Below are 24,035 nucleotides of genomic sequence, written 5' to 3' on the forward strand. Positions count from 1 at the left end.
GTTAACCCGTCGCTCGGCGCGTACAGCCAACTGAAGGTTACCGCTTCGCGGCGAGTGTTGCCTGCCGGGCAGCTCGAACGTTAGACCGCAACCCCGCACCCATGACTACAACCTTCACTCTTACCGTAGATGATTTCGCTCGCTTGCAGAAGGTAGTTGCCAAACGCTTTCGTACGAAGCGCGGGCTCCTGTCTTTGCAGTTTGGTCTTCGCGTACTTGTTTGGATGTGCATTGGCCTGGCTGGAGCTACGTTCGCGCGAGTAGTACGCGATTATCCGGAAATCATGCGGCCTCTCGTCACCGTAGCTGTTTTGGTAGCAATCGCTCTTCTTGCCATCGTTGCAATACCCATTCTTGCGCAGGGTGCCCTGCGCAAGCACATGTTGGCTCCTAACGGCGCCTTCCTCTCCCCTCAAACCGTTTCGCTATCGACCACATCGATACACGTAAGTTCCGCTACTGGGATTTCAGAGATTCCTTGGTCGGGTGTGCTCACTCGCGAGGAAGATGAGGTCAACTACTATCTCTTCATTGATGCAATGCAGGCACTCGTATTGCCTCGCGCTGCAATGGCTCCCTTCGAAGCGCAGTTGGAGCAGTGCACAATGCATCTCAAGAATGCGGTCTAACCCTCACTCGGCTCGGACACCCAGCAGCAGAATGCCGCTTCGCGGCGCTTGCTGAGCGCCGGCCAGCTTCAACGTTAGACCGCAGGTGCAGATCGACCATATTCAAACCGAGAGCGCATCGCTTGCCGCGTTTGGTATCGACGCCGCAAGCTTGCTTGTCGCCGACAACGTTTATGCCCTCGTTGAACGGTTTGGGTACGCGCGTGCACTGGGTCGCGACTGCGCCGATGCAGTCCGCGCTGATCTCGCGGCAACGCTTGCCGAACTCGGAGCTACGGCCGTTGTGTCTGCAGATCGCCAGGACCCTCGCGTCAGCTACTTCAAGGCGAGCGACACCGGGCTGTTTGCGCTCGTGGAATGTTTCGTGCCCGCAGACAACGGCAAGTCCGTTTTGCTTGAGCTTGTCGTTACTACGGACGGCATGAGCACTCACATCACACTGGAGGACCTCAGCAGTGCGGTCTAACATTTCGCTCGGCACGGACACGCAGCTACAGGATGCCGCTTCGCGGCGCTTACTGCGCGCCGGGCAGCTCCAACGTTAGGCACCTCGAAACGATCATGTCGCCACCTCGTTCACTATTCGCCCACTCTGCGCGCATCTTGGTGGCGGTCAAGGTCGTGCACACGATCGCGTGGGCGTTCTTCGCTGGATGCATTCTGGCCATCCCGGTTGCTTCGTGGCTGGGCAAGCACACACTGGTGGCCTGGCTCATCGGCATCGTTCTGGTCGAAGTCGCTATATTGGTAATCAATGGGTGGCGCTGCCCACTTACCTCGCTGGCCGGTCGCTTCACTGAAGAGCGGCACGACAACTTCGACATCTATCTTCCCTTGTGGCTGGCAAGACACAACAAGTCCATCTTCGGAGCCCTCTTTTGCTTGGGCATCGTGTATGCATACTCTCAGTGGCCTGCAAATTGAATCAAAACTTTGGTCCGGCATCGCCACAATGAATAATCCGGTCGTACACGTGGTGCTTGCTGCCGCCTAGAGGCACCGTACCTGCTTGGCATAGGGGATGGCGCACAATCCGCCGAAAGACCGAAAGTGACGCCTACGCACGCCTTGAAAATGGCCAAGCGCTGCCGTGGTTTCATCCAGCACAGCAAGGCCACTTCCAGAAAGCCGACGACATGACGCCTCTCCCACGCGGGTTCTTCCTCTGCCTCCTGGCAGGCATCGCCTGTCTGGCCTCGGGCTGCGCCCTCAGCCAGACCGCCTGTGACCCGCGCTTTGCCGCCTCGCCGCAGGCGGACGGCAAATGCGGCTTCAGCAACATGCCCAATCCGGATGCCAAGCCGAGCCAGACCACCTGGAAAATCTGGAGCCGCTTTTTCACGGCGAACAAGGAGGGCACGGTGCCGGTCGATCCGATACCGGTGCGCCGGCTCGACAAGGCCGCGCTTGACGCGCTCGACCCGGCTGCCAACCACATCGTGCGTTTGGGTCACTCGTCGCATTTGCTCAAGCTGCGTGGCAAATACTGGTTGATCGACCCGGTGTTCAGCGACAGGGCCTCGCCGGTCCAATGGGTTGGCCCCAAGCGTTTTCATCCCACGCCGTTGCCGCTGACCGATTTGCCGCCTATAGAAGGGCTGATTCTTTCGCACGACCACTACGACCACCTCGACACGGCCACCATCGAGTCCCTGCGGGGCAAGGTGCAGCGTTACTTCGTGCCGCTGGGCGTGGGCGCCCGGCTCAGGGACATGGGTGTGGCGCCAGAACGCATCGAGGAATTCGACTGGTGGCAAAAGGGCAAGCACGGGGAGGTCGAACTCACGGCGGCGCCGGCGCAGCACTTCTCCGGCCGCACCTTATCGGACCGCAACAGCACCTTGTGGGCTTCCTGGGTGATTCAGAGCGGGCCCGAGCGGATTTATTACAGCGGGGACTCTGGTTATTTCCCGGGCTTCAAACAAATCGGCGAGCGCCTGGGTGGTTTCGACATCGCCCTGATGGAAAACGGCGCTTACGACGACTACTGGCCGTCTGTCCACATGTCGCCCGAGGAAACCGTGCAGGCCTTCAAGGACGTACGCGGCAAGCTGCTTTACCTGGTACACAACAGCACCTTCGATCTGGCCTTCCACACCTGGCGCGACCCGCTGGACCGGGTGGCGGACCTGGCCGGGAAACAGGGCATTGCCTTGGCGACACCTGAGATTGGCGAAGTGTTGACGCTGGGCCAGCCTAGGAAAAATGTGGCCTGGTGGAAGTCGCTGCGGTAGGCGCCAGGTCAGCAAGACGCGTTCGGGCTGCCTGAAGACGGGTTATGTGTGAAACAGGCCGCCAGCCCATGCTGTTAGGGTGAAGAATGCTATCAAAATAATAGCTATTGCGCGTGGTGTCACGGAAGGCTCCCTTTTTTTGCGGCATCGCTAGAATCAGTTTTTATGAGTCTGCCGCCTCCCTCCGGACCTTCTTTCACGCCTCCGTCGGGCGATGAGACCGCGCAAGCGATGTCGCGCGGGGAAACGCCTTTTGTGTACGTGAAGATCCCGGTGGGCAAGCAGGACGCCGACCCCTTCCACCGACGGGAAGACAGCATCGACCAGGGGCTTCGCGAGAAAGGCCTGGGTTGGGTGGTGGGTTGGGGCGACTCGCTGGGCGAGATGCAACCCAATGGCGCCCGTGTGCCGGCCTATATCCGCATCGACATCAGCGTGACCGACGTCGCTGCCGCCATCTTGCTGCTGCGGGTCTTGTTGCCCGAGTTCGGCGAAGCCATCGGCATGGAGATTCATTACATGCTGGACGGCAAACGCACCCAGGATGTTTATGCTGCCACGGGCTGGTTGCTGGCGCAGCCGGTTTCTGTGTCGCGCCTGCGGGTGCGCGGCGCCTGGCGCTGATGGCCGTCGCCTGGGGCGTTGCGCGACGGCGGACAGGGGTTCAGGGCTCGGATCGGTCCAGCGGGCCTTGGGGTGCACTCACCACAGCGGCTTGCTGAGCCGCTGCGTGAACGAGGAGAACATCAGGTTGAAGCTGATGCTGACCCTCTCGTCATCGCTCCTGTTGGCATCGACGGAGTGCTCCAGGTAGGAGGGGAACAAGAGCAGCGTGCCCTCGCGCACCCGGACCACGACCTGATCCGTGTTCTCGGCCGTGAGTTCGGTGACCGGCGGCCGGATGATGCTGGCCTGTTTCCTGGGATCGTGGAAATTGAGGGTATCGGCGCCTTCGCCGGTGCGGACGTAATACACGCCGCTGAGAAAGTTGTTGGGGTGGCTGTGCAACTGATGGGACGCTCCGGGCGCCAGCACGGTGGCCCAGCAGCCCGTGATCTCGCAGCCCTCGGTGCCTATGCGCAGGAAGCGGAGAATACCCGCCGCACAGTGGTCAATGCACGAGACGAGTTCCCGCAGGGCCTCGTGTTGGTGAAAATCGTGTCCCGATTGCCATCCCTGGCCCAGCTTGAGCGGGGGCGCGTCCTGTCTCATCTCGGCCAGCGCCGCCAGGATGCGCGCGCGCATGGCCTCATGCAGGTTTTGCTCAATCTGGGTTTTCCAGACCAGGCTGGGAAACATCGGAATGACCTCCGATGACTCCGCCCACTGACGACCGTCCTTGCCCATGGGCCAATGCTCCCGAAGAACCGGGCCCCGCGTCGCCAAGTCCGTGCAGAACCTGGCCATTCCTGCTGGCCCTTGTTTCATCATAGTCAGTTCAGCCGGAAGCCGCGTTGGTCGTGCGCATGCGCTCAGGCTCTTGTACTCCCCCCGGGAGCGGGCGTAGGATAAAGACCTTGTGCCGCTTCCTTCAGAAGGCACCATGACCGACCCGGATTTTTCGGCGCTGCGCCAGATCATGCTTGCGGAAATCGCCGCTAAGACGATTTATGACAGTGCGCGCCTGGGTAAAGCGGCGCTGGACCCGCGGGTCATGACCGCCATGGCCAAGGTGCCACGCCACGAGTTCGTTCTGCTGGAACTGCGGCCCTACGCCTACGCCGACAGGCCGCTGCCAAGCGGCTTCGGCAAGACGATTTCACAGCCGTTTATTGTTGCGGTCATGACCGACCTGCTTGACCTGCACCCGACCGATACGGTGCTGGAGATCGGCACCGGGCTGGGCTACCAGACGGCGATCCTGGCGGAGCTTGCGCAGCACGTCTACACCATCGAAATCATTGAAGAACTGGCCGTGCAGGCGCGGCAACGGCTGGCCCGGCAGGGGCATGGCAATGTCAGCTGCAAGATGGGGAACGGTTGCGGCGGCTGGCCCGAACACGCGCCGTTTGACAAGGTGATGGTCACGGCGGCACCGGAGTTGATTCCGACACAGCTGATTTACCAGCTGAAACCGGGCGGCAAGATGGTGATACCCGCCGGTCTGCCCGATGAACAGCAACTTATCCTGGTCGAGAAAGACGCCAGTGGCGCGGTATCGACGCGGGAGACTCTTCCTGTGCTGTTTTCACTGCTCGAAGACGCCGAACCCGGCTGATGCCGGGTCAGCCGCTACGCCTGCTGCCACTGCCATGGGGACGGGTGAGTATCTCCAGCCTGTGGCCATCAGGATCATCCCCATAGACGCTGCGGCCGCCAGCGCCGGGGTTGATCTCACCAGCCGGCGTTGGCCGGGATCGGCCCAGTGGCTCAGCCCGCAAGCTGGCTTGGGCGCGGGGGCAGAGTCCCTTGCGCGCGAGGTGACGGTGCATGGGCTGCGGAGAGATGGCGGCCCGCTATGCGCCGTCGATGGCGCCGGCTCTTTGCGTTCGTGACAAGGTCATGATGGATTCGGGGCCGCGTTTCGCTCCATCGGCTGGCGTTGAGACAATGCCTCTCAGCGACGGGCCAAAACGAGAAACCGAGTCAGACAGTTCCTGTTCAAGCCAGGCGACGCGTTGCGCGTACATGGATGCCAGCGCTGAATGATGGTCTGCCGCGATCTGGTGCTCCAGCCGGGCAATGTTGGCCTGTTGCAGGTATTCCTGGGCTTTCCGAATGTGAGCATCGACGCGGGTATGGAAAAGGTCGAATCGCATCTGAACCTCCCGTCACAAGCAGTTGATGAAAGAAACTGTTTTTATTGAAACAGAAAGAATAAATTGCGCAATACCCAGTTTTAGGGAGGGTCTGAAGACATCGCAGCGGGGCACCGAAGGAGCCAAAACGCGCGCGGAGCCCTGTTTCCCCCAAGGTCGGCAATCGGGCCATGGCGTTGCTGGCAGGTCTTGGCCGAAATGGGCCGGTGAATCACCCGCTATGTCAGCAGGGCAAGCGTCCTGGCATCGGCTGCTCCCTCGAAATACTTGGCCAGCGCCCGCTGGAATATTGGCTCTTGCGGTGCGACCTGCGCAAACAAGGTCATGCACGAGCGGAACTTGAGATCGTCCGGTGAGTGAAAAATTTCCCATGCCGACATTCCCTCGACGGCCACGACCCGTTCGCTGCACGCCTTCAGGCGTGGCCCGAGCACGGGGTGTTGCCAGTAGGCCAGCGCCTCGGCCCTGGACGCGATGCCGAAATGCTGCGCGGTGGCGCTGCGGCCCAGTTCCTTGAGTTGCGGAAACACGAACCACATCCAGTGGCTGGTCTTGGCGCCGGCCGCCAACTCAGCGCAAACCTGGGTGTAAACCGGGTCTTGCGCCAGGACAAAACGCTGCAGGTCGTGAGGGTCGGCCATGGTGGACGGCGCCGCGGTTTCTCGGCGTCGACTAATTGACAAACCGCACGGCTGCCAGCGGCGGCAAATCACGCGACAGGCAATGCCAGGCTTCGCCGGCGTTGGCGCTGAGCCAGAGCCCGCCGGTGGTGGAGGCCATGGCCAGGGTCTGGCCGTCGTTGGTGACGTCCAGCGCGTGGCGGTAGACCATGTGGTAGGCCTGGCGTTGCGGCAGGCCTTCGGCCAGCACCTTGAACGTGGCGCCGCCGTCGTCAGTACGGGTGACGACCATCTGGCCGTCGACCGGCACGCGCACAGTGTCGGCCTGCGCCGGCACATACCAGGCGCGCTGCGGGTTGTGCGGATCGCAGGCCACCGCAAAGCCAAAGCCCGAGGGCTGCGGCGCGGCAACGGCCTGCCAGGTCTGCGCGCCGTCGCTGGAGCGGTAGATGCCGCAATGGTGCTGCACCCACAACACCTCGGGTTGGGCCGCGCACTGCACCAGGCGATGTACGTCCTGGATGTTGGGGTCGAACGCGCTTTCTTCGGGCATGTAGTCGGCCCGCATGCCATCCGCCGTCAGCGTCCAGCTGGCGCCGCCATCGCGCGTTTGCCAGACGCCGCCCGAGGACACGGCCAGGGTCAGGTGGCTGGCATCGCGCGGGTCCACCAGCACCGAGTGAATGCCCGGGTGGTCGTAACCGCCGCCAAACCAGCCCAGGCGTTTGGGTTCTTCCCACAGGGCGGTGTTCAGCGCCCAACTGGCGCCGCCGTCTGTGGACTTGAACAGGCCCGCAGGCATGCAGCCGGCCCACAGCGTGCCGGGCTGGTCCGCGCCGCCGGCGGCCAGCGCCCAGATCAGGTCCACGTTCCAGGGTGTTTGGTCATCGGCCAAAGGGCCTTGCTCGGGTTTGCTCGGGAAGGCCGGCGCGGTAATCTCTTGCCAGTTTGCGCCCTGGTCGGTGCTTTTTCGCAGCTTGACGCCGAAATGCCCCATGCGCAGCGCGGCGTACCAGCTACCGTCGCGCGGGTCGGCCAGCACCTGGCTGACCGGGTCGCCGGCGAAGTGGTGCGACGCGATGTCCCAGCGCGTGCCTTCGCCACGGATGACAAACAAACCCTTGCGGCTGGCGACCAGCAGTGTGTGCATGATGACTCCTTGCGATGACGGGTGTGAAAACGGCGGCTGCTCAGCCACCGGTCAAGGCCTGGATGACCAGCACGCGGTCCCCCGGCATCAAGGGTTGATTCAAATGGATGCGGTCCAGCACCATCTGCCGGTTCACGAACACAGCCACATGTTTGCGCACCGCGCGCTGGTCGTCAAACACATAGTGCGCCAGCTCTGGCGCCGCCTTCAGCGCGGCCTCCAACACCTCGCGCAGGCTGCCTGGCGCAACCGACTGCGGCGCGCAGGCCACATGGCGGCGCAGGCTGGGGGCGAATTCCACGGCAACCATCAGTGACGCGGTGGTGGGTACTGCACCGGATAACAGCTTGGAAAACATCGGGAAATTGTCTGGCGCCGGCTTGACCCCGTCAAGGCGCTGCAGGGCTACCGCACCCCTCACGCGGTCTTTGACGGCGTGGAGGGCGCCCGCTTAAACGAGCCGCGGATGCATTTTGTACTTGAGTTTTAGGAGTTTTATGCCTCTGGCCCATATGTGATGGACGCAAGAAGCTATTGAATTCATAGCAAGGCGGCGGCCCTTCACGCGCCAGTGTTCGTGCTGAGCGTGGCCTGCCCTGCGTTTGTCGAAGTCGCCGGCCAACCACAAGTCTCACGACACGCGCTTAGCCCGAGACGGGGAAGTCCTTTTCATTCGCTGGTTGAGAGGCCCAGGGAATGAAGGCCTTGAACGCCTTACAAACAAGAACAGATTGTCATGAAATACATCACCAGCTGGACCTTGCCGCAGGGTGGGTACAGCGCTGCCGTGGCGCGCTTTCCCGAGACCGGGGACGCCGCCCAAGGACGTGGAGATACCGGGGCGCTGGCACGGCATGAGCGGTCAGGGCTTCGCGATCGCCGAGTCGAGCGACGCGAAGGCCATGGGGATGACGCCGGTGACCGGCGATGCCTGTCTTTCACGCGGGAACTTTTACAAAGACCAGGTGCGCGTTGCTGCCGAAGGTCGGCGGAGTCAGTAGACTGGAAAGTGCGACAGTTTCGTCGCAGCTACGAGCCGAAAGGAAATCACATGACTACGATGGAGATTGCCAAAAAACTGGTGGAGCTTTGCAAACAAGGCAAAAACGCGGAAGCGCTGGACACGCTTTTCGCGGACGAGGTGGTGAGCGTGGAAGCTGTGGCCATGCCCGGGGCGCAGCAGGAGGTGAAAGGCCTCGCGGCGGTCAGGGCAAAAGGAGAATGGTGGGTCAACAATCATGAGGTCCATTCCGCCTCGGTGACGGGGCCCTGGCCACATGGCGACCGTTTTATCGTCGGCTTCGAATTCGACGTGACAAACAAGCCTTCTGGAAAGAGGATGCAGATGGCCGAAGCCGCCCTGTACACGGTCCGCAACGGGAAAATCATTCGCGAAGAGTTTTTCTACGACGCGGGGATGTAAGCGGCAATTTTCAGGGCGTGTGGGCCGCGTGGCCCTGTGTCGGATTTGGTTTCATCGGCCAGTGACCGCCGGCCAGTCTGGCTGTCTTCCTGCGTACGCAGGCAGGCGGGCCGACCCCACCGTGGACGTCAGCTTGTCGCAAGTCTGTTCCTCATAATGATCAAGTCAGTTTCTACCTCATCAAGCGGAGACAAACGTGTTCAAAGCCCTGCAGCTCAACAAGACCGACGCCGGTTTTTCGGCCGCCATCACCACCCTCGACGAAGCTGCCTTGCCTCCTGGCGACGTGCTGGTGCAGGTGGACTATTCCACGCTCAACTACAAGGATGGCCTGGCCATCACCAACAAAAGCCCGGTGGTGCGCAGTTGGCCCATGGTGGCGGGGATTGATGGTGCGGGCACGGTGCTGGCATCGACCCATGCCAACTGGAAAGCCGGTGACCGGTTTGTACACAACGGCTGGGGCCTGGGCGAAACACGCTGGGGCTTGATGGCCGAACGTGCACGGCTGCAGGGCGACTGGCTGGTGAAGCTGCCGGTGGCCTTCGACACACGCCAGGCCATGGCGATTGGCACGGCAGGTTACACCGCCATGTTGTGTGTGCTGGCGCTGGAGCAGCATGGCCTCAAGCCCGCAAGCGGCGAGGTGTTGGTGACGGGCGCGACCGGCGGTGTCGGCAGCGTGGCGGTGGCCTTGCTGAGCAAGCTGGGGTACAGCGTGGTAGCGGCCACCGGCAAAGCCAGTGAAGAAACTTATTTGAAACAACTGGGCGCCAGCAGTGTGATAGACCGGGCCGAGTTGTCTGCGTCCGGCAAGCCGCTGCAAAAAGAACGCTGGGCCGGCGTGGTGGACGCGCTCGGCTCGCACACCCTGGCCAACGCCTGCGCGCAGATGCGTCATGGCGGTGTGGTGGCCGCTTGCGGCCTGGCACAGGGGGCCGATTTTCCGGCGACCGTGATGCCGTTTATCTTGCGCGGCATCACACTTTGCGGCATTGACAGTGTGATGGTGCCCCTGGCCAAGCGCCAGCAGGCCTGGGACCGTCTGGCGCTGGATCTGGACCCGGCCAAACTCGACACCATGGTGCAAGAGGTACCCCTGGCCCGTGCGGTGGACAAAGCCGCCGAGTTGATGGCGGGCAAGGTGAGAGGCCGCGTGATCGTGAAAATTTGAAGAAGAAAAAACGGAGACAAGAGATGACGAGTTATGCAGAGTTTTACCGCCAGTCCCTAGAACAGCCCGAGGCTTTCTGGACCGAACAAGCCAAGCTGATCGATTGGCATCAACCCTTTACCCGCGTTTGCAACTACGACAAGCCGCCCTTCGCCAACTGGTACGAGGGTGGGCAAACCAACCTCTGCCACAACGCCGTGGACAGACACCTGAAAGATAGACCGGATCAGGCTGCGCTGATTTACGTGTCGAGTGAAACCGGTATTGAAAAAACCTACAGTTTCAAAGAGCTGCACAGGGAGGTACAACGCATGGCGGCCAGCCTGCAGGCGCTGGGGGTGCAAAAAGGCGACCGGGTGTTGATCTACATGCCCATGATGGCCGAAGCCGCGTTTGCCATGCTGGCCTGCGCACGCATAGGCGCCATCCATTGCGTGGTGTTTGGCGGATTTGCCAGCGGTTCGCTGGCTTCGCGCATTGACGACGCGACGCCCAAAGTGATTGTCAGCGCCGACGCTGGTTCACGCGGCGGCAAGATCGTGGCTTACAAGCCGCTGCTGGACGAAGCCATCCGCCTGTCCAGCCACAAGCCCGAGGCGGTGTTGCTGGCCGACCGCCAGTTGTCACCCGTGGCTTTGGTTGCCGGACGTGATCATCTGTGGGCTGATTTGCGTGCAAAACACATGGATGCCAACGTTGCGTGTGAATGGCTGGATGCCACCGCCATCAGTTACACCATCTACACCAGCGGTACCACCGGCAAACCCAAAGGTGTGCAGCGCGACACCGGCGGTTATGCCGTGGCCTTGGCCGCCAGCATGAAACACATCTTCGACGGCCGCGCCGGCGAAACCTATTTTTCTACCAGCGACATTGGCTGGGTCGTGGGCCACAGCTACATAGTCTACGGCCCGCTGATCGCCGGCATGGCCACCATCATGTACGAGGGCCTGCCGACGCAGGGCATGGACGGCCAGCCGAATGGCGCGATCTGGTGGAGTCTGGTCGAAAAATACAGAGTCACCGCCATGTTCAGCGCACCAACGGCGGTGCGCGTTTTAAGAAAGCAAGACCCGGCACTGCTCAAAAAACACGACCTGTCCAGCTTGCGTGCCTTGTTTCTGGCCGGTGAACCGCTGGATGAACCGACGGGGCGCTGGATTGGCGAAGGGCTGAACGTGCCCATCATCGACAACTACTGGCAGACCGAATCGGGCTGGCCCATCATCACCATTGCCAACGGTGTCGAGAAAAAAGCCAGCAAGTTCGGTAGCCCTGGTGTGCCCATGTACGGTTACCGCGTGAAAATTCTGCACGAGTCCACCGGCGAGGAACTGACCCGTCCCAATGAAAAAGGCGTGGTGGTGATCGACGGTCCGACACCGCCGGGCTTCATGCAAACCATCTGGAAAGACGATGCGCGTTTTGTCAACACGTATTGGAAAAGCGTGCCAGGCAAGATGGTCTACAGCACCTTCGACTGGGGCATACGTGATGAAGACGGCTACTTCTTTATCCTCGGTCGCACCGACGATGTGATCAACGTGGCCGGCCATCGCCTGGGCACGCGCGAGATTGAAGAAAGCGTCTCTGGTCATGCCGGTGTGGCCGAGGTTGCCGTGGTCGGCGTGGCCGATGCGCTGAAAGGGCAGGTCGCCATGGCCTTTGTTGTGCCCAAGGATTCTTCCGTGCTGGATGATGCAACGGCTTCGCTCAAGCTTGAAGGCGACATCATGAAACGTGTTGACGGCGACCTGGGTGCGGTGGCTCGGCCGTCCCGTGTGTATTTTGTGAGCGCGCTGCCCAAAACCCGCAGCGGCAAGCTGCTGCGGCGCGCCATCCAGGCCGTGTGTGAAGGCCGCGATGCGGGCGACCTGACCACGATGGATGACCCGGCGGCCCTGCAGCAAATCAAGGTCCTGATGCAGGCCGTCTGATTGGGGGGGCCTTCGGGTGCCGGCTGTGGCGAGCCGGCTCATCCTTACCCTGCCTGAAATTGTTTCAACTTGAGAAAAGTTGTTATGACTTTGTTTCGACCCAGGGTTTCTACTGAGTACCTGTGGTGGGGCAGTCGTCGCATGCTGTGGGCATCCGGTTCGCTGGACGTTTGCAACGATAACAAAGGACGCCACCATGACGACGAAACTCAATGTGAACGGCCGTGCCGTTTCAGTCAACGCTGAACCCGACACACCTCTCTTGTGGGTCATACGCGACGAGCTGGGCATGACCGGCACCAAGTTCGGTTGTGGCGTGGCTTTGTGCGGCGCGTGTACCGTGCACCTCGACGGACAGCCCGTGCGCTCCTGCCAGACGCCGGTGTCTGCGGCGGCGGGCAAGAAGGTGGCGACGATTGAAAGCCTGTCGCGGAGCAACACCCATCCGCTGCAGGTGGCCTGGATCAAACATGATGTGCCGCAATGCGGTTACTGCCAGTCGGGCCAGTTGATGAGTGCTGCAGCGCTGCTGAGCACCAACAAGAATCCCACGGACGCCGACATCGATGCAGCCATGAGCGGCAATATTTGCCGCTGCGGCACCTACCCCCGCATCAAGGCCGCGATCAAGGATGCTGCTTCAACCATGCGCAAAGCCTGAGGAAGACCATCATGAACACAACTTTCCACACAGACGCTTCTGACCAGGCCGCATCGCTCAATCGCCGCGATTTCCTCATCAGCTCGTCCGCCGTCACCGGTGGCCTGATGTTGGGCGTGACCCTGGGCCTGCCGCTGGCCAGCCAGGCCGCCGGCACGCTTTACACCCCGAACGCCTGGGTGCACATTGCCGACGACAACACCATCACCTTGATCTCCGCCCGTTCGGAGATGGGGCAGGGCGTGTACACCGCGATGCCCATGCTGATCGCCGAAGAGCTCAACGTGGACATCCGCCGCATCAAGGTCGCGATCGCGCCGCCCGATGGCAAGGTTTACGGCAATGCCTTGCTGGGCGGCCCGCAGCTCACTGGCGGCTCGACCTCGGTGCGCGACGGCTGGGAGAAGTTGCGTGTGGCGGGCGCCCAGGTGCGCGAGATGCTGGTGGCCGCAGCGGCCGACAAATGGAAAGTCAGCGCCTCGCAGCTCAAGGCCGAAAACGGCATGGTCACCGGCCCCGGTGGCAAAAAAGCGAGCTACGGCCAGCTCGCCGAGGCAGCCTCCAAACTGCCGGTGCCCAAAGATGTGAAGCTCAAGGACCCGAGCGAGTTCAAGATTGTGGGCAAGCCGACGAAGCGGCTGGACACACCGGCCAAGGTCAACGGCACGGCCGAGTTCGGCATCGACGTCAAGCTGCCGGGCATGGTTTACGCCTCGCTGGAGCAATGCCCGGTGATTGGCGGCAAGGTCAAGAGTTTTGACGGGGCCAAGGCCAAAACCATGCCGGGCGTGATCGACGTGGTGCAGATTCCCGACGGCGTGGCCGTGGTGGCCGACAGCTACTGGCATGCCAAGAAGGCGCGCGAAACCCTGGCGGTGCAGTGGGATGAGGGGCCGGGGGCTGCTATCAACAATGCGTCCATGCTGGAAGGCATACGCAACGCCACCGACAAGCCGCTGCCGCTCAAGGCCGTGGGGGATGCCGATGCGGTGATCAAGGGCGCCGCCAAGGTGGTGAAAGCCGAATACGTGTCGCCGCTGCTGGCGCACGCCACCATGGAGCCCATGAACTTCACCGCCAGCTACAGCAATGGCAAGATGGCGCTGATAGGTCCGACCCAATGGCAGGACGGCGCACAGGGCGCGGTGGCCCAGGCACTGGGCATGAAGCCGGAAGACATCACGCTCCGAACGACGTTTCTGGGTGGTGGCTTCGGGCGGCGCATTGACCTGGACTTCATCGTGCAGGCCGCGCAAATTTCCAAGGCCGTCAACAAGCCGGTCAAGCTGCTCTGGTCGCGCGAAGACGACATGACGCATGATTTTTACCGGCCGATGTCCGTGCACCAGCTGGCCGCTGCGGTGGGGCCAGACGGCAAACCAACCGCCATGACTTTCCGCATGGTCTCGCAGTCTGTCACGGGCCGTGTCTTCGGCCTGCCGCCGGAGGCGATGGACCCGCTGATGAGCGAGGCGGCACTGGCGCCTTACGAGATTCCCGCTACGCGGCATGAAATCGTCAAACACGACAGCGGTTTGCGTGTGGGTTACTGGCGCTCCGTCAGCCATGCACTCAATGCCTTTGCCAATGAAAGTTTCATTGACGAACTGGCTGCGGGCGCAGGCAAAGATCCCTATGCCTACCGCATGTCTCTGCTGGAAAAACAGCCGCGTTTTGCCAATGTGCTGAAGATGGCGGCGGACAAGGCCGGCTGGTCCACTCCGGCGCCGGCAGGGCGTTTTCGCGGCATCGCGCTGATGGAAGGTTACGACACCTACATGGCGCAGGTGGCTGAAATTTCGGTCAAGGACAAACAGATCACCGTGCACAAGGTGACGGTGGTGGCCGACCTGGGCCGCATGATCAATCCGGACACGGTGCAGGCGCAAATCCAGTCCAGTATCGTGTTTGGTTTGACGGCGGCGCTGAACGGCCAGATCACGCTGGACAAGGGCCGTGTGCAGCAAAGCAACTTCGGCGACTACCCGGTGCTTCGCATGCACGAGATACCGGTGATGGACATCACCCTGGTGCCCAGCACGGAAAAGCCAGGCGGCATAGGCGAGCCGGCGACGGCGCTGGTGGCGCCTGCGGTGGCCAACGCCTTGTTTGCGGCAACCGGCAAACGGATACGCACCTTGCCGCTGCATGAGAATCTGGCCAAGGCATGAAGGCGGTGCAAGTTTGAGCAGTGATGGTTGGGCCGGAAGCACGTTCTTATTGATGAAATGTGTTTCTGGCCCTCGTCCTACAAGCACCATCAGCTACTGAATTGATAGCTTTGAAGCCAGCCTGGCCATCTGCGGCCTAGGCATTGGCTCGCGTGCAGGCGAATGTCTTGCGCCTGGGGCAACGCTTCCGACGGCTAACAAGCTCGGCATGCACGCCCTCGAAATCACACATCGCGCTTCCAGGTATTTGTCGTCTTAGGGGTATTCCCCACGAATAAACGCCCTTGAAATCGTTGTAATATCAGTCATTACTTATATTTAAGAATTCACCCCCATGAACGACATGATTCAAGCCGGGGCCAAGTCCGAGCAGGGTCGGGTTTTTGAGCTGGCCGCCGAACTGTTCGCCGTGCTGGCCACGCCGATGCGGCTGCGTGTGCTCAGCGCCTTGTGTGACCGCGAAAAGTCGGTCACCGAGCTGTTGTCTGAAATCGACACGACCCAACCCAATTTGTCTCAGCATCTGGCGGTCTTGTACCGCACCGGCGTGCTGGCCAAACGCAAGGAAGGCACCCAGGTGATCTACCGTGTGCAGAGCGAAAAAGCCGTGGCCTTGTGCCGCAGCGTCTGCACCCAGATTGCCATTGAGCTTGATGAGCCCGGCGCGGTTTCGGCCGAGCAAAGCCTGTCGCCCACTCACCCAACCTGAACCTTTTTATGAACCTTAAACATCCAGAGGCTTGCCCATGTTGAGCCGCTTCATCCGGCGCGCGCCGGAAAACTTTCTGAGCCAGGACGACATCAAGTCGGTTCGTGCTGGCCGTCGCGGCTTTCTGGCCGGAGCGGTGGCCGCTGCCGCCGCCAGCAGCCTGGCGGCGCAACGCGCCATGGCCCAGGACGACCCGGCGATTGTCAATTTGCCGGCTCACAGCAAAGGGCTGGGGCAGGGCGTGGCCACGCGTGCTTACGGCATGCCCAGCGAGTGGGAGAAAAACCTGCAGCGCCGGCAAAGCCCGGGCCTGACCCGTGTGCCCCAATCCAGCGTGAGTTTTGCGCCGCTGCAAGGCCTGTTCGGCATCATCACGCCCAGCGGCCTGCATTTTGAGCGGCATCACCAGGGCTGGTGGGACATCGACCCGACCCAACACCGCCTGATGGTCAACGGCTCGGACGAAACCATGCTCAAACGCCCCATGGTGTTCAGCATGGACGAGTTGATGCGCCTGCCCAGCGTGAGCCGCATGCATTTCATCGAATGCGGCGCCAACACCGGCATGGAGTGGGGCAATGCGGCCGTGCCCACGGTGCAATACACCCACGGCATGCTCAGTTGCAGCGAGTTCACCGGCGTGCCGCTGCGCACGATTCTCGAACTCTGCGGCGCTGACTTCAAACGCGCCAAGTTTGTCTTGGGCGAGGGCGCCGACGGCTCCGGCATGACACGCACCATTCCCATGAGCATGGTGATGAACGGCGAAGTGCTGGTCGCCTACGGCCAGAACGGCGAAATGTTGCGCCCCGAAAACGGCTACCCGCTGCGCCTGATCGTGCCCGGCGTGCAAGGCGTGAGCTGGATCAAATACCTGCGCCGCATCGAGCTGGGCGACATGCCGTATGCCACCAAGGATGAAACCATCCACTACGTGGACCTGATGCCCAACGGTCTGCACCGCCAGTACACCAGCATCCAGGAAGTCAAAAGTGTGATCACTTCGCCCAGCGGCGGCCAGGTGTTGCTGGAAAAAGGTTTTCACAACGTCACCGGTCTGGCCTGGAGCGGGCGCGGCAAGATCAAACGGGTGGAGGTGTCCGTCGACGGCGGCAAAAACTGGAAAGCCGCGCGCCTGGAAGGCCCGGTCTTGTCCAAGTGCCTGACACGTTTCAACAGCGACTTTGTCTGGGACGGCAAACCGGCCTTTTTCCAGAGCCGGGCGATTGACGAGACCGGCCAGATCCAGCCGACTTATGGCGAGTTGCGCAAGGTGCGCGCCTCGCGCAGCATTTATCACAACAACGCGATCCAGTCCTGGGCGCTGACCGAAAACGGCGAGGTCAACAATGTCCAGCTGTCTTAAACCCATGCGAACCACTAGCGCGGCATTTTTCCTGTGTCTGTCTTTCATGGCCGGGGCGCAGGCCGGCGAAAAAGCGGGTGACAAGTTTCCCGGCGTAGGCCGTACCGCCACCACCACGGAAGTCAAAGCCTGGGACATCGACGTGCGTCCCGATTTCAAGGGCCTGCCCAAGGGCCAGGGGACTGTGCACCAGGGCGAAGCCGTGTGGGAATCGCAATGTGCATCCTGCCACGGCAGTTTTGGCGAGTCGTCCGAAATTTTCACGCCGATTGCCGGCGGCACCTCGGCCGAAGATATCAAGACGGGCAAGGTCGACAGCCTGCTGCCGGGCTCCAACCAGCCGCAGCGCACAACTTTGATGAAGGTTTCGACCTTGTCCACCCTGTGGGACTACATCAACCGCGCCATGCCCTGGACCGCGCCCAAGTCGCTGACGGCCGACGAGGTCTATGCCGTCACGGCCTACATCCTCAACCTGGGTAATGTGGTTCCCGCGGATTTCACGCTGTCCGACCGCAATATCCGCGAAGTCCAGGAACGCCTGCCCAACCGCAAAGGCACGACCACCGCCCATGCGATGTGGCCGACCACGGAACTGGGCGGCACCAAACAGCCGGACGTGCAGGGCTCAAGCTGTGTGCGCGACTGCAAAAAAGACGTGGAGGTCAAAAGCTTTTTGCCGGACTACACACGTAATGCCCATGGCCAGTTGTCCGAGCAGTTCCGCCTGATAGGCGGCAGCCGCGGCACCGACACCAGCCAGCCGGCGGGTAGCGCGAGGCCTGTCAAGGTTGCAGCGCTTGCGCCAGCCGCAAAGGCGGCGCCTGAAAAGGTGGCAGCGGCGGCTGCGGGGCCGGCATCGGCCACGGCGGCGGTGATGCCGCTGCTGCAAAAAAATGCCTGCGTCGCCTGCCACGGCATGGACAGCAAAATCGTTGGCCCATCCTTCAAAGATATAGCTAACAAATATAAGGATCAGGCCGACGGGGTGAAGTATCTATCGGGCAAAATCAAGGCTGGTGGACAAGGCGTCTGGGGCAGCATGCCGATGCCGGCCCAGGCCTTGAGTGAGGCCGAAGCCGCGCAGTTGGCCCAATGGCTGACCCGGGATTTTGCGCCCTGAGGCGAAACGAGTGTGCGCACCGGCTTGGGAGAAACACCCTGTCCGTTGCACCGATTTTTGTGTCCAATCAAGTTCAAGTTTTTTAATAAGCTGAAGTTATATCCAAAGGAGTTCAGAGCATGGAACGTCGTCATTTTCTAGCCACCAGTTCAGGCGCCACCGCGCTGGCCTTGGCGGCTTCGGCCGGCTTGTCGCCTGCCCACGCGCAAGCTGCAGCAGGCTGGAACAAGGCCGCTTTTGACAGCAAGACGCTGGCCGAGGCGGCCAAAGCACTGGGCGCCACCAGCGCACCGGTCGAAAGCAAGGATCTGATCCTGCAAGCGCCGGAAATCGCCGAAAACGGCAGCGTGGTGCGTGTTGGCGCCCAGAGCAACATCCCCGGCACCACGCAGGTCGCCCTGGTGGTTGAGAAAAACCCAAGTGCCCTGGCCGCCCTGTTTGACATTCCCGCCGGTACCGACGCCAACGTGTCGACCAACCTGAAGATGGGCCAGTCCTCCAACGTCTATGCGCTGGCCAAGGTCGGCGACAAGTTCTTCTACGCGGTCAAGGAAGTCAAGGTCACGCTGGGCGGCTGCGGCGGCTAAGTCGGCGCTGCGGGCCGGGCCGGCCAGCCTCCCTGAAGGACGTTCCGGTTTCCAGTCACCCGCGCCCAAGCTGCTAGCCCCTCGCTACGCCGCAAGGCGTTATCAACAAACAATTAAAGGAATAAATCATGTCAGATCCGATGAGAATCCGGGCCCAGGCCCAAGGCGACAAAACCACCGTGCGTGTGTTGGTCAGCCACGAAATGGAAAGCGGCCAGCGCAAGGATGCCGCCGGTAAAACCGTGCCGGCCTGGTTCATTCAGAACATCAGCGCCACACACAACGGCAAGACCGTCATGAGCGCCCAGTGGGGCCCGGCTGTCTCCAAGAACCCGTTCATGCAGTTCAGCTTCACTGGTGCCAAAGCCGGTGAAAAAGTCATTGTCAGCTGGGTCGACAACAAGGGCGACAAACGCACCGACGAAGCCGTCATTTCCTGATTCGTCGAATCACAAAATAACGTCATAAAAACCACGAGGAGCGCACGATGAAATGGAAACTGTTGGGGCTGGCAGCCCTGGGCCTGTTGCCTATGTTGGCGGCGGCGCAAAAAAGCACGGCCGAGGGCATTGCCGAATACCGCGCCATGTTGGCCGACGGCAACCCGGCCGAGCTGTACGAAGCCAAGGGCGAAGGTCTGTGGAAACAGGCCCGCGGCCCAAAAAATGCCAGCCTCGCGCAGTGCGACCTGGGCAAAGGCCCGGGCGTCGTCAAAGGCGCTTTCGTGGAATTGCCGCGTTATTTTGCCGATACCGGCCGGGTGCAAGACCTGGAGTCGCGCCTGCTGACCTGCATGGAAACCTTGCAGGGTTTTAACGCCGCGACCATCGCCAAAACACCGTTTGGCCGTGACGAGCAAAAAAACATCGAGTCGCTGGTCGCCTACATTTCCGGCGAATCCCGCGGCATGAGCTTCAACCTGCCGCAGGCGCATAAAGAAGAAAAACTCATGTATGCGGTCGGCAAGCAGGTGTTTTACCAGCGCGGCGGCCCCTACGACTTTTCCTGCGCCTCCTGCCATGGCGAAGACAACAAGCGGGTTCGCCTGCAAGACCTGCCCAACCTGACCAAAAATCCGGGTGCGGGTGAGGGTTTTGGCGCCTGGCCGGCTTACCGCGTTTCCAGCGGTGACCTCTGGAGCATGCAGCGCCGCCTGAACGATTGTTTCCGCCAGCAGCGTTTTCCTTTTCCTGGTTATGCCTCTGACGTCACCATTGCGCTGGGCGTCTACATGGGTGTGAATGGCAAGGGTGGTGTCTCCACGGCACCGGCGCTCAAGCGTTGATCAGAACAGGAAACATCGACATGAAAAAAACCTATCAACACGCCGGTTTGCTGGCCATGACGGTTCTGCTCGCGAGCTGCGCCACCGGTCCATCGCCGCAAGATGTGAGCGAAGCCACGCAAAAAGTGCTGAAGTCTTCCTTTCGCGATGAAGGCATGGCCAAAGTCAGCTGGCTGGACCAGGACGCCTCGAACAAGGCTTGTTCGGAAGCCCAGGGCGCCGCTCTGGACGAAAAGCTGGCCAAAGCCATCGAAGAAGCCAACCTGAAAACCGTGAAAATGCCGGCCAACGGCAAACTGATCGGCGACTGGAAAGAGGGCGAAAAAATCGCACAAAACGGCCGTGGCATGACCTGGTCGGACAAGGCGGACGCGGTCAATGGCGGCAGCTGCTACAACTGCCATCAGATCAGCAAGGAAGAACTCTCCTTCGGCTCCATCGGCCCCAGCCTGTACAACTACGGCAAGCTGCGCGGTGTGACCGACCCGGCGGCCGAAGCCAGCAAACCCATCGTCGACTACACCTGGGGCAAGCTCTGGAATGCCAAGGCGTACAACGCCTGCTCCGGCATGCCGCGTTTTGGCCACGGCGGCATCCTCAGCGAAAACCAGTTGCGTGATGTGATGGCTTTGCTGCTGGACCCGAAGTCGCCCGTCAACAAGTGATTTGTTGACAAGTTATGTGTCTTTTCTGCCTGTAGCCCTTATTCCACGGGCGCAGGCAGCTATTCAATTGATAGTATTTTTAACCTGTGCCTGCAATATCGGGCGGGATGTTTGACGTCATGAATTTGTCGCGCCGAGAGTTTTCCACCGTGATGGCCGCCGCCCTGGCCGCCGGTTTTCCTATCCAGCGCGAAGCCAGCGCCGCACAGGCGAGCAGCCTGTACGAGGTGCCGCGTACCGGCAATGTGCATTTTCTGCACATGACCGATTGCCACGCGCAATTGATGCCCGTGTATTTCCGCGAGCCTTCGGTCAACCTGGGCGTGGGCGCCATGCAGGGCAAGCTGCCGCACCTGGTCGGCGAACATCTGCTCAAGGCCGCCCACATCAAGGCCGGCACACCCGAAGCCCATGCGTTTACGTATCTGAATTTTGAACGCGCCGCGCGCCAATACGGCAAGGTCGGCGGTTTTGCGCATCTGGCCACCCTGGTCAAACAGCTCAAGGGCGGACGCCCGGGTGCGCTGCTGCTGGACGGCGGCGACACCTGGCAGGGCAGTGCGACCGCGCTGTGGACGCAAGGCCAGGACATGGTCGATGCGGCCAAGCTGCTGGGCGTGGATGTGATGACCGGCCACTGGGACTTCACCTATGGCGAAGAACGGATCAAGACCATTGTCGAAAAAGACTTTGCCGGCAAGATCGATTTTGTTGCGCAAAACGTCAAAACCAATGATTTTGGCGACCCGGTGTTCAAGCCTTATGTCATCAAGGAAATGAACGGCGTGGCCGTGGCCATCGTCGGTCAGGCCTTTCCCTACACCCCGATTGCCAACCCGGCCTGGCTCACGCCGAACTGGAGCTTCGGCATCCGCGAAAGCGAGATGCAGGAAACCGTCAACGAGGCCCGCGCCAAGGGCGCGCAAGCCGTGGTGCTGCTGAGCCACAACGGCATGGACGTGGACCTGAAGATGGCTTCACGTATCACCGGTATCGATGCCATCCTGGGCGGCCACACGCATGATGGCGTGCCGGTGCCGGTGATCGTCAAAAACCCGGGCGGCCAGACCATCGTGACCAATGCCGGCAGCAACGGCAAGTTCCTGGGCGTGCTGGACCTGGACGTGAAAGACAAAAAGGTCGTGGGTTTCAACTACCGCCTGTTGCCGGTGTTCTCCAAGCTCCTGCCCGCCGATGCGGCCATGAGTGCCTTGATCACCAACATTCGTGCGCCTTACGAAGCCAAGCTCAGCGAAAAACTGGCGGTCACGGAAGGCACTTTGTTCCGCCGCGGCAACTTCAACGGCAGCTTCGACCAACTCATCCTGGATGCGCTGATGGACGTGCGCGGCGCCGACATCGCGTTTTCGCCGGGCTTCCGCTGGGGCACCTCGTTGTTGCCGGGCCAGGCCATCACGCGTGAACACGTGATGGACCAGACCGCCATCAGCTACCCCTGGACCACGTTGACCGACATGCGCGGCGACATGATCAAGACCATCCTCGAAGACGTGGGTGACAACCTGTTCAACGCCGATCCTTATTACCAGCAGGGCGGCGACATGGTGCGGGTCGGTGGCTTGAGCTACCGCTGCGAGCCCGGCGCCAAGATGGGCTCGCGGATTCAGGACATGCGCCTCAAGGGCAAGCTGATCGAGGCCGACAAGAGCTACAAGGTCGCCGGCTGGGCCCCCGTTGCCGAAGCCAGCAAAAATGCCGGCCCGCCGGTCTGGGAAGTCGTCGAGACCTATTTACAGGCACACAAAGTCGTCAAGCCGCCCAAGCTCAATGTGCCCAGCCTGGTCGGCATGGCCGGCAACCCCGGCCTGGCTTAATGGTCAAATAGGCCTCCAGCCCAGACAGGTCGGGCGCAAGCAGCTATGGAAGTTATAGCGAGCTTGCCTTGCGGCTGCCCCAGACGCCGCTGCCGGCCGTGCGCAACACATAGTCCGTGAAGCTGTGCGGCGCACGCCCCAAGGCGCGCTGCACGCCATCGCCGGGGCGAATGTTCCTGCCGTCCAGCACGGTGGTGAACAAATACATGACCAGATCAATGTATTCAGCGGGAACCTGTTGCTGCACCAGCGCCGCCCGGTAGTCCTGCGGCGTGACCTCGATAAATGAGATGCTGCGGCCGGTCGCGTTGGCGATGGCGGCAATCGCGTCGGCAAAACGGATGGCCTGGGGGCCGGTGATTTCGTAGAGGCGACCGGCGTGGCCCGGCTCCGTGAGGGCGCGAAAAGCGATCTCGGCAATATCTTCCACATCCACAAAAGGTTCCGCCGCCAAGCCGGAGGGCAGGGCGACTTCGCCCGCCAGAATGGGTTCCAGAAAGAAGCTTTCGCTGAAGTTCTGGCTGAACCAGCTGGAGCGCAGGATGGTCCAGTCGACACCGCCGGTTGCTTGCAGCGCCTCTTCGGCCTGCTCGGCTTCCACTTCGCCCCGGCCGGACAGCAATACCAGTTTGCCCACACCGCTGTCCGCCGCCAGCCGGAAAAACGCCCGGACAGTGGCCAAGGCGCCCGGCACCGCCAGATCCGGCTGGTAGGCCACGTAAGCCGCATGGACACCTTGCAGGGCAGGCGCCCAGGTGGCCTGGTTTTCCCAATCAAAAGGCAAGGCGGCATGGCGCGAACCAATACGCGTGGCATGGCCGGCCTGAAGAAGCCGTTGCGCCACCCGGCGGCCGGTTTTGCCGGTACCGCCCAGAACCAGGGTTGTTGCGTCCGTTGAAAGCTCGGTAGTCATGATGTCACCTTTGAAGTTAAAATATGAGCAAATCTCATATTTATGAATATGATAAACACTCACATTCAACTGTCAAGCCCATGAACCAAGCTTTTTCGCAGCCCCCCACGGCTGGTGCCCGGCGCCAGCCGACCCAGCAGCGCAGCCAGGAAAGGCTGGACCGCATCCTGGCGGCGGCCAAGGAGCTGATCGCCGGGACCGGCAGCGACCGGGTCAAGATGAGCGAGATCGCCGCCCTGGCGGATATCTCGATAGGTTCGCTGTACCAGTACTTTCCGGACAAAAGTGCTGTGGTCCGGACCTTGGCCCAGCGTTACAACGCCGAAAGCCACCGCTGCATAGCGGAAGCCCTGGCCAGCGTGAACGACCTGGAGAGCCTGCGTATCGCTTACGACAGCCTCGTCGATCAGTATTACGAGTTGCTGCTGGCGGAGCCGGTGATGCGGGATATCTGGTCGGGCATGCAGGCCGACAAACAACTCATGGCGCTGGAGCTGGAGGAAAGCCGCGCTTGCGGTGCGCTGCTGGCGGCCGCCATGCAGCGGGTATCCCCCGGCGCCGATGCCGAAAAAATCGCGTTCTCGGCATTTCTGATCTGGCAGTTGGGTGAGGCCACCATGCGCCTGGCGATTGCGCTGGAGCGCGCGGAGGGCCAGGCCCTGGTCGCGATCTACAAACGCATGAGTTGGCGGGAGATGGCCGAGCCCTGAAACAGGTGGTTACAGGGGCGGGCCAAGCCGTTCACACGACATTTGGTGGCACAATTGGGCCTGTTTCTGACAGGCCCTTCCTTG

26 protein-coding genes are annotated in these 24,035 nt (G+C 61.4%); 20 read left to right on the forward strand and 6 right to left on the reverse strand.

Annotated elements, in window-relative coordinates; genetic code table 11:
• Positions 1 to 101: 101 nt before the first annotated feature.
• The 5 genes from ACHMXK_RS10330 (at position 102) to ACHMXK_RS10350 (ending at position 3,487) form a co-directional block, all read left to right on the forward strand.
• Positions 102 to 629 (forward strand): YcxB family protein, encoded by a 528-nt coding sequence (locus ACHMXK_RS10330; protein ID WP_397440005.1) that lies wholly within the window; start codon positions 102 to 104, stop codon positions 627 to 629.
• Positions 630 to 714: 85 nt separating this feature from the next.
• A complete protein-coding gene (locus tag ACHMXK_RS10335; RefSeq protein WP_397440007.1) occupies positions 715 to 1,095 on the forward strand; it encodes a hypothetical protein in 381 nt (126 codons plus the stop codon).
• Between the two features lie 95 nt (positions 1,096 to 1,190).
• Positions 1,191 to 1,553 carry a hypothetical protein gene (locus ACHMXK_RS10340; protein WP_397440008.1) on the forward strand — a complete coding sequence of 121 codons (363 nt, stop codon included), beginning with the start codon at positions 1,191 to 1,193 and terminating at the stop codon, positions 1,551 to 1,553.
• Between the two features lie 212 nt (positions 1,554 to 1,765).
• Complete coding sequence (locus tag ACHMXK_RS10345; RefSeq protein ID WP_397440010.1) at positions 1,766 to 2,863, forward strand: MBL fold metallo-hydrolase; 1,098 nt, start codon at positions 1,766 to 1,768, stop codon at positions 2,861 to 2,863.
• 165 nt (positions 2,864 to 3,028) lie between these two features.
• Complete coding sequence (locus tag ACHMXK_RS10350) at positions 3,029 to 3,487, forward strand: hypothetical protein (RefSeq protein ID WP_397440012.1); 459 nt, start codon at positions 3,029 to 3,031, stop codon at positions 3,485 to 3,487.
• Positions 3,488 to 3,565: 78 nt separating this feature from the next.
• Here ACHMXK_RS10350 and ACHMXK_RS10355 read toward each other — a convergent pair whose 3' ends face one another.
• A complete protein-coding gene (locus ACHMXK_RS10355) occupies positions 3,566 to 4,162 on the reverse strand; it encodes a 2OG-Fe(II) oxygenase family protein (RefSeq protein WP_397440015.1) in 597 nt (198 codons plus the stop codon).
• Between the two features lie 220 nt (positions 4,163 to 4,382).
• Here ACHMXK_RS10355 and ACHMXK_RS10360 point away from each other — a divergent pair, with 220 nt between their 5' ends.
• Positions 4,383 to 5,081, forward strand: coding sequence for a protein-L-isoaspartate(D-aspartate) O-methyltransferase (locus tag ACHMXK_RS10360; protein WP_397440017.1), 699 nt, complete (start codon positions 4,383 to 4,385; stop codon positions 5,079 to 5,081).
• 238 nt (positions 5,082 to 5,319) lie between these two features.
• On the opposite strand, the gene ACHMXK_RS10365 is transcribed toward ACHMXK_RS10360, so the two are convergent.
• The 4 genes from ACHMXK_RS10365 to ACHMXK_RS10380 form a co-directional block, all read right to left on the reverse strand.
• Positions 5,320 to 5,622 carry a hypothetical protein gene (locus ACHMXK_RS10365; protein ID WP_397440019.1) on the reverse strand — a complete coding sequence of 101 codons (303 nt, stop codon included), beginning with the start codon at positions 5,620 to 5,622 and terminating at the stop codon, positions 5,320 to 5,322.
• Positions 5,623 to 5,840: 218 nt separating this feature from the next.
• A complete protein-coding gene (locus ACHMXK_RS10370) occupies positions 5,841 to 6,263 on the reverse strand; it encodes a DUF1810 domain-containing protein (protein WP_397440021.1) in 423 nt (140 codons plus the stop codon).
• Between the two features lie 31 nt (positions 6,264 to 6,294).
• The gene (locus ACHMXK_RS10375; protein ID WP_397440022.1) at positions 6,295 to 7,392 is read right to left on the reverse strand and encodes a WD40/YVTN/BNR-like repeat-containing protein; all 1,098 of its coding nucleotides are present in this window, start codon (positions 7,390 to 7,392) and stop codon (positions 6,295 to 6,297) included.
• A gap of 40 nt (positions 7,393 to 7,432) precedes the next feature.
• Positions 7,433 to 7,750, reverse strand: coding sequence for a MoaD/ThiS family protein (locus ACHMXK_RS10380; RefSeq protein WP_397440024.1), 318 nt, complete (start codon positions 7,748 to 7,750; stop codon positions 7,433 to 7,435).
• Positions 7,751 to 8,443: 693 nt separating this feature from the next.
• Between ACHMXK_RS10380 and ACHMXK_RS10385 the strand changes: the two genes are divergently transcribed.
• From ACHMXK_RS10385 to soxB, 13 genes are all read left to right on the forward strand, one after another.
• Positions 8,444 to 8,815, forward strand: a complete 372-nt coding sequence (locus ACHMXK_RS10385) for a SnoaL-like domain-containing protein (protein ID WP_397440026.1) — start codon at positions 8,444 to 8,446, stop codon at positions 8,813 to 8,815.
• A 196-nt stretch (positions 8,816 to 9,011) separates the two neighbouring features.
• Entirely contained in the window at positions 9,012 to 9,989 is a 978-nt protein-coding gene (locus ACHMXK_RS10390) for an MDR family oxidoreductase (protein ID WP_397440028.1), read from the forward strand.
• Positions 9,986 to 11,926 carry a propionate--CoA ligase gene (locus ACHMXK_RS10395; protein ID WP_397440030.1) on the forward strand — a complete coding sequence of 647 codons (1,941 nt, stop codon included), beginning with the start codon at positions 9,986 to 9,988 and terminating at the stop codon, positions 11,924 to 11,926. Before ACHMXK_RS10390 ends, ACHMXK_RS10395 begins: the two co-directional genes overlap by 4 nt.
• A gap of 196 nt (positions 11,927 to 12,122) precedes the next feature.
• Positions 12,123 to 12,587 carry a (2Fe-2S)-binding protein gene (locus ACHMXK_RS10400; protein WP_397440032.1) on the forward strand — a complete coding sequence of 155 codons (465 nt, stop codon included), beginning with the start codon at positions 12,123 to 12,125 and terminating at the stop codon, positions 12,585 to 12,587.
• An 11-nt stretch (positions 12,588 to 12,598) separates the two neighbouring features.
• Positions 12,599 to 14,758: a molybdopterin cofactor-binding domain-containing protein gene (locus ACHMXK_RS10405; protein WP_397440034.1), complete on the forward strand. Its 2,160-nt coding sequence runs from the start codon at positions 12,599 to 12,601 to the stop codon at positions 14,756 to 14,758.
• 334 nt (positions 14,759 to 15,092) lie between these two features.
• Positions 15,093 to 15,467 carry an ArsR/SmtB family transcription factor gene (locus tag ACHMXK_RS10410; protein WP_397440036.1) on the forward strand — a complete coding sequence of 125 codons (375 nt, stop codon included), beginning with the start codon at positions 15,093 to 15,095 and terminating at the stop codon, positions 15,465 to 15,467.
• Between the two features lie 37 nt (positions 15,468 to 15,504).
• Positions 15,505 to 16,833: a sulfite dehydrogenase gene (soxC, locus tag ACHMXK_RS10415; protein WP_397440038.1), complete on the forward strand. Its 1,329-nt coding sequence runs from the start codon at positions 15,505 to 15,507 to the stop codon at positions 16,831 to 16,833.
• Positions 16,834 to 16,837: 4 nt separating this feature from the next.
• Positions 16,838 to 17,956, forward strand: coding sequence for a c-type cytochrome (locus ACHMXK_RS10420; protein WP_397440040.1), 1,119 nt, complete (start codon positions 16,838 to 16,840; stop codon positions 17,954 to 17,956).
• Between the two features lie 119 nt (positions 17,957 to 18,075).
• Positions 18,076 to 18,543 (forward strand): thiosulfate oxidation carrier protein SoxY, encoded by a 468-nt coding sequence (gene soxY / locus ACHMXK_RS10425; protein WP_397440042.1) that lies wholly within the window; start codon positions 18,076 to 18,078, stop codon positions 18,541 to 18,543.
• Between the two features lie 128 nt (positions 18,544 to 18,671).
• Positions 18,672 to 18,983, forward strand: coding sequence for a thiosulfate oxidation carrier complex protein SoxZ (soxZ, locus tag ACHMXK_RS10430; RefSeq protein ID WP_397440044.1), 312 nt, complete (start codon positions 18,672 to 18,674; stop codon positions 18,981 to 18,983).
• A gap of 47 nt (positions 18,984 to 19,030) precedes the next feature.
• A complete protein-coding gene (soxA, locus tag ACHMXK_RS10435; protein ID WP_397440046.1) occupies positions 19,031 to 19,828 on the forward strand; it encodes a sulfur oxidation c-type cytochrome SoxA in 798 nt (265 codons plus the stop codon).
• A 20-nt stretch (positions 19,829 to 19,848) separates the two neighbouring features.
• Positions 19,849 to 20,493 carry a sulfur oxidation c-type cytochrome SoxX gene (gene soxX / locus ACHMXK_RS10440; RefSeq protein ID WP_397440048.1) on the forward strand — a complete coding sequence of 215 codons (645 nt, stop codon included), beginning with the start codon at positions 19,849 to 19,851 and terminating at the stop codon, positions 20,491 to 20,493.
• A gap of 119 nt (positions 20,494 to 20,612) precedes the next feature.
• Positions 20,613 to 22,328, forward strand: coding sequence for a thiosulfohydrolase SoxB (gene soxB, locus ACHMXK_RS10445; protein WP_397440050.1), 1,716 nt, complete (start codon positions 20,613 to 20,615; stop codon positions 22,326 to 22,328).
• 52 nt (positions 22,329 to 22,380) lie between these two features.
• Here soxB and ACHMXK_RS10450 read toward each other — a convergent pair whose 3' ends face one another.
• Positions 22,381 to 23,241 (reverse strand): NmrA family transcriptional regulator, encoded by an 861-nt coding sequence (locus ACHMXK_RS10450; protein WP_397440052.1) that lies wholly within the window; start codon positions 23,239 to 23,241, stop codon positions 22,381 to 22,383.
• A gap of 80 nt (positions 23,242 to 23,321) precedes the next feature.
• Between ACHMXK_RS10450 and ACHMXK_RS10455 the strand changes: the two genes are divergently transcribed.
• Positions 23,322 to 23,951: a TetR/AcrR family transcriptional regulator gene (locus ACHMXK_RS10455; protein WP_397440054.1), complete on the forward strand. Its 630-nt coding sequence runs from the start codon at positions 23,322 to 23,324 to the stop codon at positions 23,949 to 23,951.
• Positions 23,952 to 24,035 lie beyond the last annotated feature (84 nt).

Source organism: Polaromonas sp. UC242_47 (assembly GCF_044452385.1).
Taxonomy (GTDB): Bacteria; Pseudomonadota; Gammaproteobacteria; order Burkholderiales; family Burkholderiaceae_C; genus Polaromonas.

Coding starts and splice junctions, on each gene's coding strand:
- ACHMXK_RS10345 (WP_397440010.1), top strand. CDS start 1,766: ATGACGCCTCTCCCACGCGGGTTCTTCCTCTGCCTCCTGGCAGGCATC.
- ACHMXK_RS10365 (WP_397440019.1), bottom strand. CDS start 5,622: ATGCGATTCGACCTTTTCCATACCCGCGTCGATGCTCACATTCGGAAA.
- ACHMXK_RS10375 (WP_397440022.1), bottom strand. CDS start 7,392: ATGCACACACTGCTGGTCGCCAGCCGCAAGGGTTTGTTTGTCATCCGT.
- ACHMXK_RS10350 (WP_397440012.1), top strand. CDS start 3,029: ATGAGTCTGCCGCCTCCCTCCGGACCTTCTTTCACGCCTCCGTCGGGC.
- soxB (WP_397440050.1), top strand. CDS start 20,613: ATGAATTTGTCGCGCCGAGAGTTTTCCACCGTGATGGCCGCCGCCCTG.
- ACHMXK_RS10405 (WP_397440034.1), top strand. CDS start 12,599: ATGAACACAACTTTCCACACAGACGCTTCTGACCAGGCCGCATCGCTC.
- ACHMXK_RS10370 (WP_397440021.1), bottom strand. CDS start 6,263: ATGGCCGACCCTCACGACCTGCAGCGTTTTGTCCTGGCGCAAGACCCG.
- ACHMXK_RS10410 (WP_397440036.1), top strand. CDS start 15,093: ATGAACGACATGATTCAAGCCGGGGCCAAGTCCGAGCAGGGTCGGGTT.
- soxC (WP_397440038.1), top strand. CDS start 15,505: ATGTTGAGCCGCTTCATCCGGCGCGCGCCGGAAAACTTTCTGAGCCAG.
- ACHMXK_RS10420 (WP_397440040.1), top strand. CDS start 16,838: ATGCGAACCACTAGCGCGGCATTTTTCCTGTGTCTGTCTTTCATGGCC.
- soxX (WP_397440048.1), top strand. CDS start 19,849: ATGAAAAAAACCTATCAACACGCCGGTTTGCTGGCCATGACGGTTCTG.
- ACHMXK_RS10450 (WP_397440052.1), bottom strand. CDS start 23,241: ATGACTACCGAGCTTTCAACGGACGCAACAACCCTGGTTCTGGGCGGT.
- ACHMXK_RS10330 (WP_397440005.1), top strand. CDS start 102: ATGACTACAACCTTCACTCTTACCGTAGATGATTTCGCTCGCTTGCAG.
- ACHMXK_RS10385 (WP_397440026.1), top strand. CDS start 8,444: ATGACTACGATGGAGATTGCCAAAAAACTGGTGGAGCTTTGCAAACAA.
- soxZ (WP_397440044.1), top strand. CDS start 18,672: ATGTCAGATCCGATGAGAATCCGGGCCCAGGCCCAAGGCGACAAAACC.
- ACHMXK_RS10380 (WP_397440024.1), bottom strand. CDS start 7,750: ATGTTTTCCAAGCTGTTATCCGGTGCAGTACCCACCACCGCGTCACTG.
- ACHMXK_RS10340 (WP_397440008.1), top strand. CDS start 1,191: ATGTCGCCACCTCGTTCACTATTCGCCCACTCTGCGCGCATCTTGGTG.
- soxA (WP_397440046.1), top strand. CDS start 19,031: ATGAAATGGAAACTGTTGGGGCTGGCAGCCCTGGGCCTGTTGCCTATG.
- soxY (WP_397440042.1), top strand. CDS start 18,076: ATGGAACGTCGTCATTTTCTAGCCACCAGTTCAGGCGCCACCGCGCTG.
- ACHMXK_RS10455 (WP_397440054.1), top strand. CDS start 23,322: ATGAACCAAGCTTTTTCGCAGCCCCCCACGGCTGGTGCCCGGCGCCAG.
- ACHMXK_RS10400 (WP_397440032.1), top strand. CDS start 12,123: ATGACGACGAAACTCAATGTGAACGGCCGTGCCGTTTCAGTCAACGCT.
- ACHMXK_RS10355 (WP_397440015.1), bottom strand. CDS start 4,162: ATGTTTCCCAGCCTGGTCTGGAAAACCCAGATTGAGCAAAACCTGCAT.